This is a genomic window from Micromonospora sp. 067-2 (assembly GCF_046549295.1).
In the GTDB taxonomy this organism is placed as follows: Bacteria; Actinomycetota; Actinomycetes; order Mycobacteriales; family Micromonosporaceae; genus Micromonospora.
In genome coordinates this window covers 213,257-220,311 of the sequence record NZ_JAJPWB010000013.1, presented here as the reverse complement: position 1 = coordinate 220,311, position 7,055 = coordinate 213,257, and the positions used below count along the sequence as shown (strand labels likewise).

The 7,055-nt window shown below is 72.2% G+C and carries 5 protein-coding genes; 1 reads left to right on the top strand and 4 read right to left on the bottom strand.

Annotated elements, in window-relative coordinates:
• Positions 1-141 precede the first annotated feature (141 nt).
• Positions 142-531 (bottom strand): hypothetical protein, encoded by a 390-nt coding sequence (locus ACLJN9_RS28790; RefSeq protein WP_410814777.1) that lies wholly within the window; start codon positions 529-531, stop codon positions 142-144.
• A gap of 54 nt (positions 532-585) precedes the next feature.
• Positions 586-2,394 (bottom strand): VanW family protein, encoded by a 1,809-nt coding sequence (locus ACLJN9_RS28785; protein ID WP_410814776.1) that lies wholly within the window; start codon positions 2,392-2,394, stop codon positions 586-588.
• A gap of 182 nt (positions 2,395-2,576) precedes the next feature.
• On the opposite strand from ACLJN9_RS28785, the gene nudC reads away from it, so the two are divergent.
• The gene (gene nudC, locus ACLJN9_RS28780) at positions 2,577-3,500 is read left to right on the top strand and encodes an NAD(+) diphosphatase (protein WP_410814775.1); all 924 of its coding nucleotides are present in this window, start codon (positions 2,577-2,579) and stop codon (positions 3,498-3,500) included.
• A gap of 34 nt (positions 3,501-3,534) precedes the next feature.
• On the opposite strand, the gene ACLJN9_RS28775 is transcribed toward nudC, so the two are convergent.
• Both ACLJN9_RS28775 and ACLJN9_RS28770 read right to left on the bottom strand, forming a co-directional pair.
• Complete coding sequence (locus ACLJN9_RS28775; RefSeq protein WP_410814774.1) at positions 3,535-4,803, bottom strand: polysaccharide biosynthesis protein; 1,269 nt, start codon at positions 4,801-4,803, stop codon at positions 3,535-3,537.
• Positions 4,800-7,001, bottom strand: coding sequence for a hypothetical protein (locus ACLJN9_RS28770; protein ID WP_410814773.1), 2,202 nt, complete (start codon positions 6,999-7,001; stop codon positions 4,800-4,802). Before ACLJN9_RS28770 ends, ACLJN9_RS28775 begins: the two co-directional genes overlap by 4 nt.
• Positions 7,002-7,055: the final 54 nt, after the last annotated feature.

The following is a 7,055-nucleotide window of genomic DNA, read 5'->3' as shown; positions in this document are numbered from 1 at the left end:
CGGAAGCTAAGCCCTCCAGCGCCGATGGTACTGCACTCGTGAGGGTGTGGGAGAGTAGGACACCGCCGGACAATCTTTCGTCAGGGCCACCCCATCCGGGGTGGCCCTGACGCATATCCCCACCCGCCTGGTGGGTGGCTGCTAGTTGATGCGGGACAGGATGTTGTGGTTTCGCGGGCACTGCCAGCAGGCGACGCCGTTGACGACGGCCGCGGTAGGAGGATGGGTGTGCCCGGCGGTACAGCCGGGCCAGGTGGTGTCGCCCTCGTCGAACTCCTCCTCCTGCAGCGCATCCGCCATCTCGACGACAGCCTGCTCGAGGTCACCCGTGGGCGGCAGGCTGAGGGCGCCGTCCCCCGCCTGCTCCCGCAGGTCGTAGGTCACCATGAGGGTGTCGCCGTGCTCCAGGTCCACGCCGAGGGGCCGAATGACGGCACCGCGTAGGGCGAAGTCGTCCGCCACCCGGCGCACCGCGTGTTGATAGAACTCCAACGCACGGAGCACCAGCTCGTCGTAGTCGGGGTCCGGCATGGTGCCAGGCTAATGGTCAGGGTGCCCCGACGGGTCCACCGCGTTGAGCCAGGCTCAGGACGGCTTCGGGCCGCAGACGTAGCGGGGCTCGGCGTCGTACCGCCAGGTGAACTTCTCCCGCTTGACCACTGCGCCGGCCTTCTTGATGACCCGGAAGGCGTCCTGGGTGAAGCCGTTGATCCCGTTGCTCGGAATACACGACGGCCCGGGGTCCAGGTGGATCAGCTTCGGCGTGGTGATGTTGCGGCGCGGCCCGTACTCCGTCTTCACGCTGTCGTAGAGCTTGGTGCTCCAGATCGACACGGTGATCGTGCTCGACGTGTAGGACGTGTCGATGAGCAGGCCGTACTGGGTGTTGTTGCGGAACTTGAAGTCCAGGTCGGGCCAGAAGATGGTCGACTCGATGACCGCCGGGTAGCGGTCGAACCAGTACGAGTGTGGCTTGTGCTCGACGTCCTCGAGCCCGGCGTAGTAGGTGGCGTTGAACAGCGTGGTGGTGAACTGCGAGGTCCCTCCGCCGACGCCCGGCACCAGCTTGCCGTCCAGGATCACCGGCGCGTCGCGGTAGCCCTGCGCGTAGCCCCGTTCGCCGGTGTGGCCGTTCAGCGAGAACGTCTTTCCGGGCAGGACGACCGTGCCGTCCACCTCCTTGGCGACGGTGGCGATGTTCTGGCTACGCGACGAGGCCATGCCCCCGGTGAACCGGGTGGTGAAGGTGGAGACCCGCTCCTTGATGCCCAGGTCGGCCAGCTTCTGCGCGGTCAGCTCGGCCGGCGTCGGGTTGAGCGTGCCGGTCACCTCGCGGCCGTCCGACTTCGGCAACACCGCCAGCACGTCACGGCCGAGCGTGGCCGTGTCCAGTTGCTGGCCGGGCCGCCCGTCGGTGACCGTGGGACGGCCACCGGCAATGGTCACCGTGGCGTCCTTCGGCGGCACCTCGACGGCGAGCAGGGCATTCCCGAGCGCCGTGCGCAGCCGCTTGACGTCCACCGTCGGGGTCAGCAGGCCGGTCTTGTCGGCGGTGAACCGCAGACTCTTCGCGATGGCGGCGGGCGGGATCTGCACCGAGCCCCTGTCGGTGCGCAGCGTGACCGGTGCGGCGACCGCCGGCTTCGCCAGTTCGGCGACCAGCCGGTCCAGGTCCTCGGCGGTGGTCGCCGGGTGGCTCTCCACCAGGGGAACGGTGACCGGCCTCCCGGCCAGCCAGCCGGCGCGGACCGCGTCTGCCGAGCGCTTCGGGTCGAGCGCCAGGCCCGGCTTGGGCTGGACCACCTTAGGGGTGGTGCCCTGGTAGGTGATCGCCGGCATGGTCATCGCACTGGCCTCGTCACCGAGTGCCTTCCGGAGCGCCTCGTCCAGCCGGTCGGAGTCGACCGTGACCACCGGATCGACGGTGCGCGAACCGACCAGACGGCTGACCGGGTGCGCGTCGGCCGCGGCGGCTGCCGCCACGGTGGCCGTGACGTCGACGCCCAGCCCCACCTCCGCTGGGTTGATCTCGGCGGTGCGCTGCCCGATGCTGATGCGCAACGGCGCGGCGAGAGCCGCCGCACGCCGGTCCAGTTCCGCGCGCAGTTCGCGGTCTGCCGCCGTACGGCTCCGGCCGCCCAGCTCGGTGCCGAGCACGCTCGTGCCCCGGGGCACGTCCCCGGCGTACGCCCATGCACCGGCGCCCGCCACGGCGGCGAGTATGCCGCCGGTGACGCCCGCGGCGAGCAGCACCCGCACCCGGCGCCGGCCGCTTCCAGGCCCTCCGCTGGGCGCCGTGGCCGGCTCCGGCCCGTCGTCCGGCCAGGTGACCGCCGTGACCTGCACGGTGGGTCGGTCGTCGGCGGGTGGACGTTTTTCGCCGTACAGCGTCACTGCAACCTCGATCGCCAGGTGCCGCGGGAGGTCCCCCCTCCCGGAAAACACCTACGGTAACGAATGCTCGGCCGTCCTCGCGGGCTGCGCCCACTCGCGCGGGTACCGCGTGTCGCCTCCGGCGTGTCGTGCGGGTCGGGGGCGGTGGCGGTGGCGGGTCGCGGACGTGGCACGGTGGCCAGGTGAACACTGCGGAGCGGGTGTTGGCGTACGGGGGCGGGTGGCTGGATCGGGCGGCGGCGCTGCGCACCGACCCGACCCGGTTGGGCGAGCTGCTCGCCGACCCGGCCAGCGTGGTGCTGCCCCTGTGGCGGGACCGCTGTCTCGTCGACGAGGGTGGTCCGGTCCGGTTGACCGCGGAACGGGCGTCCCTGGTCCGATCCGCCACCGGTACCACGGTCTTCCTGGGGCTCGACGAGAACGAGGTCGCCCTGTTCGCCGTGGACCTCTCCGCGCTCAGCGAGCAGTCCGCCGTCGAGATGGCCGGTGCGGCGCGGGCTGTCGACGTACGGGCCCTCGTCGGGCGGCTCGACCCGGGCAGCGCAGCCGTTCAGGCGTACGCGCGGGGGTTGCTGCACTGGCACCGGCAGCAACGGCACTGCGGCACGTGCGGTGCGCCGGCCGTCGCCGACGGCGGCGGCCACGTGCGGACCTGCACCGACGCGGGATGCGGGCGGCTCCTGTTTCCCCGGATCGAACCGGCGATCATCGTGCTGGTCGAGGCGCCCGGCCCGCCGGGACGCTGCCTGCTCGCCCGGCACGCCGGCGCGCCGGAGGACGCCTGGTCCACGCTCGCCGGCTTCGTCGAGGTGGGCGAGAGCCTGGAGGACGCGGTCCGGCGGGAGATGGCCGAGGAGGCCGGCGTGACCGTCACCGACGTGACCTACCAGGGGTCGCAGGCGTGGCCGTTTCCCGCCGGGCTGATGGTGGGCTTCCGGGCCACCGCCACGTCCGAGGAGGTACGCGTCGACGGCGACGAACTGCTGGCCGCGCGTTGGTTCACCCGCGCGGAACTGCGGGCGCGTGCCGCCTCCGGTCGTAGGCTCGGTCGGGTCGATTCGATCGATCACCGGTTGCTCGGCGCCTGGGTCGCCGCTGGCGACTGATCCCGGCCCCCGCACCTCTGGTGGAGGACGACGTTCAGCCCCGGGTGGGGCGGAAGGCCAACCAGCTCATGGCGGCGGCGGTCGTCGCGGCGGTGACCAGGGCGCAGGTGAGCACGCCCTCGACCGTGCGCGGCGCCACCAGCAGGGCCGCCGCCACCAGGCCGGCGGTGGCCACCCAGAGCGGGGCGGCCGGCCAGCGGGCACCGGTCGCCACCCGGTCGTTCGCCAGCATGAACACCACGGCGTAGAGGGCGCCGGTCGCGGCGAACAGCGGTGCCTCGCCGGCCAGGTGCAGATAGTCCGAGCCGCCCACCAAGCGGAAGGCCAGCTCGCCGGCGACCGCGGAGGCGGCCACCAGCAGCGCGCCGCAGGCCAGGATCAACCCCAGCGCGAGCGCCCGCGCCCGCCGGTCGCCCCAGGCCAGCCGTGGCAGCACCAGAAGGGTGACCACCTGCGGCGCCCAGAGGGCCCCCTTGGTGAGGATCGAACCGACCGCGTAACCGCCGGAGCCGCCGGCCGGCAGGAGCTGACGAGCGAGAAGCAGGTCGGCGTACGAGATGACGAGCATCGCCAGGGTGGCGGCGCACGCGGTCATCACCTGCCGGCCGGTCAGCCCCCGGTCTGGTGCGCCGGGGTCCGGTCCACCGGCGACCGGGCCGCCGGTGGTGGTGGGCGCGGCGAGCCGCGCCAGCAGTGGCAGGGCCAGGAGTCCGGTGAGCGTGCCGAGGAGGAGGGAGCCGACCGGCCCCCACCCGAGGGCGAGCCCGACGACGAGCCCGCCGTAGCGCCCGGCGGCGAGCCCGATCATCGCGGCGGAGAGCCGCAGGAACCGCTGGTCGCCTTGGAGCTCGCCCAGCCAGCAGCCGGCCAGCACGGTGGCGAAGGTGGTCGGAGCGAGCAGCAGGGTCAGCGCGACCGGAAGCCGGAGCGCCACGGTGAGCACGGGTGCCGCGGCGAGGGTCACCGCGGCGGTGACCGCCGCCGTACACAGCGCCAGTCGTAGCGTTCCGCTGGGCCCCCGGCGGGCACGGTGTGCCGCCACCGCGATCTGCAGGCCGAACCCGGGTACGGCTGCGATGGCACCGAGCGCGAGCACTGTGGCCAGCGCGCCCAGGTCGGGGGCGGTCAGTTGCCGGGCACCGAGCATCGGGACCAGGTAGGCCAGTCCGTTGGTCAGCATGGTGGCGGCGGTGACGGCGACGCCCGCCGCCCCGAGTCCCACCACCCCGATGTCCCGCGCGGCGCGTCGTTCCGCAGCGGGCCGTGTCGCCTCCGCCACCACCGGGACTCCGTCGGTGGTCACTCGGGCTTCGGCGTCAGGTTGCCGACGGTGATCTCGTTCGTGCAGAGGGTCAGGTCCGGTCCGGTCACCGTCAGCTCCACCGCGTCGTCGTCGCCGCCTTCGATCTCGAAGAAGCGCTGGTTCAGACCCTTCTTGACCGGGAAGGTGTAGCTACCATTCCCGAACCGCAGCACCGCCGTGCCATCGGTCGAGCTCAGGTAACCGATGCGGGCGATCCAGTGCCACTCGAACAGCGGCTTGTTCAGCGGCATCCGGACGGTCTGGCCGTTCGCCACCAGATAGCCGCAGCCCTCCTGCGGGCCCGGCTGGATGCTGCTGCCCTGGATGGTGGCGACCTGGACCCGCCCGAGGCCGTCCAGCAGTGACGCGTTTTCCGTGTCTCGCACGAACTCGGGACGCGAGCCTGCTGCCGCGAAGAACCGGGACTGGAGATTGTACGGTTTGGACAGGTTTGACAGCACTCCCTCCGGAACCACGTCGTCGAAGAAGACAGTGCCGGGCGGTGCGCTGGCCAGCTCGATGCGGGCGGTGTCGAGGTAGGACCGGCCGTACTTCTTCGCCCACTCGTCGCTGAAGCGGGACGTGGTCCATACGGTGCCGAACACCGCCGCCACCAGCAGCAGCGCCAGACCGGCGGTCACCACCTCGCGGTACCGCTCGGGCACCCGGCCCAGCCAGTCCGGCGCGGCCTCGGGCGTCGGCTCGACCACCCGGGCCGGTCCGGCCGCCGATGCCGGGGCGAGCGTCGGATCCGGGGTGAGCGCTGACGCCGGGGCGAGCGTCGGGTCGGGGGGAAGCGCTGACGCCGGGGGGCGAGCCGGATCCTCTGCCGGCGGCGTCTCCTCCGCTGGCGCTGGCTCGGGGTCCTCGGGCGCCTCGGCGTGGATCACACCGGCCCGGGTGGAGGCGGCCGCGAGCACGGTGCGCGGTGCCGCGAGCGTCCGTTCCGGCTCCGAGAGCGACTCCGGCTCGGCAGCGGGTGCCGGATCCCCGGCGAGAGACTCCGGCTCACCGTCGGTCGGCTCGCCACCGGCCGACGCCGGGCGGGCGATTCCGACCAGGGCGACGCCGACGCAGATGCAGGCGACCACGACGGCGTCGCTGACGTAGCGCGGCACCCCGCCGGCGACGGCACTGAATACCGAGCCGAGCCGGGTGGCGGCCAGCAGCGTCGCCACGAGGATCAGGTAGCTGCCGAGCAGCACCCACGCCCGGGTGGCCCTGCGGTCCCGTTTGACCGTCAGTACGACCAGCGCGACGAAGGCCGACCAGGCGATCCAGCGAGCGAGCTCGGGTGGCGCGACGACCGCTGCCCCGTCCCCCGCGCCCAGCCAGCCCCAGGGGCCACCCAACAGGCCCGGCACGAGCGTGGAACCGAACAGTTGGGTGAGGAACGACAGCACCTCTCCCAGCGAGTCCGGTCGGCGCAGGGACGACTCGGAGCGCGTCAGGTAGACCGCGGCGAACGCGCCCACCAGCGCGGCCTGCACGAGCCACGACGGCCACCAGCGGCGCAGCGCCGTCAGCACCGAACGGACCGGGCCTCCGTCGGTGAGGAAGCAGACGGTGAAGAGGAAGACCAGCGGTACGACCAGCAGGGCCTTCTCGAAGAAGAGCAGCCCGAGCAGAACGGAGAGGACCAGCGACAACAGGTGCCGCTTGCGCCCGGTGCGGACGTACCTGAGCTGGGCGCCGAGGGCGAGCACCATGCTCAGCTGCATCGGCAGCATGTTCGCCCCGACCGCCCACCACGAGGTCGCTTCGAGCGTCAGCGGGCTGAACAGGAACATCCCGAGCGGGACGAACAGCAGACGGCTCGGTCGCAGCAGGGTCCGCAGCAGCTGGTAGAACGCGACGGCGAGCAACGCCTGACCGGCGGCCATCAACAGCACGTACGGCCAGTAGGTGAGCCCGAACGCGTCGGTGACCAGCCAGGTGAGCAGACGTCCGCCCGGCATGAAGTGGTTGTTGTAGAGGGTGAACAGGAAGCCCGGGGTGAGGCGCGACTCGGTGGACTGCGTGATCAGCACGTAGTCGTCGGCTGCCAGGTAGCCCCGGGAGGCGATCTGTGCGCGCCACAGCACGCTCACCACGATCATCGCGAGGGCAACGGATCGGATCGGATCGGCGCGTACGAGTCGGCCGGCTCCGCCGGTCTCACCACGTGCCGCGCCCACCTCGGATCCGATCAATGCCATGGCGGGAAGACTGCCATATCTCCGACGGGCTGCCCCATCAGGTCAACGGCTGGT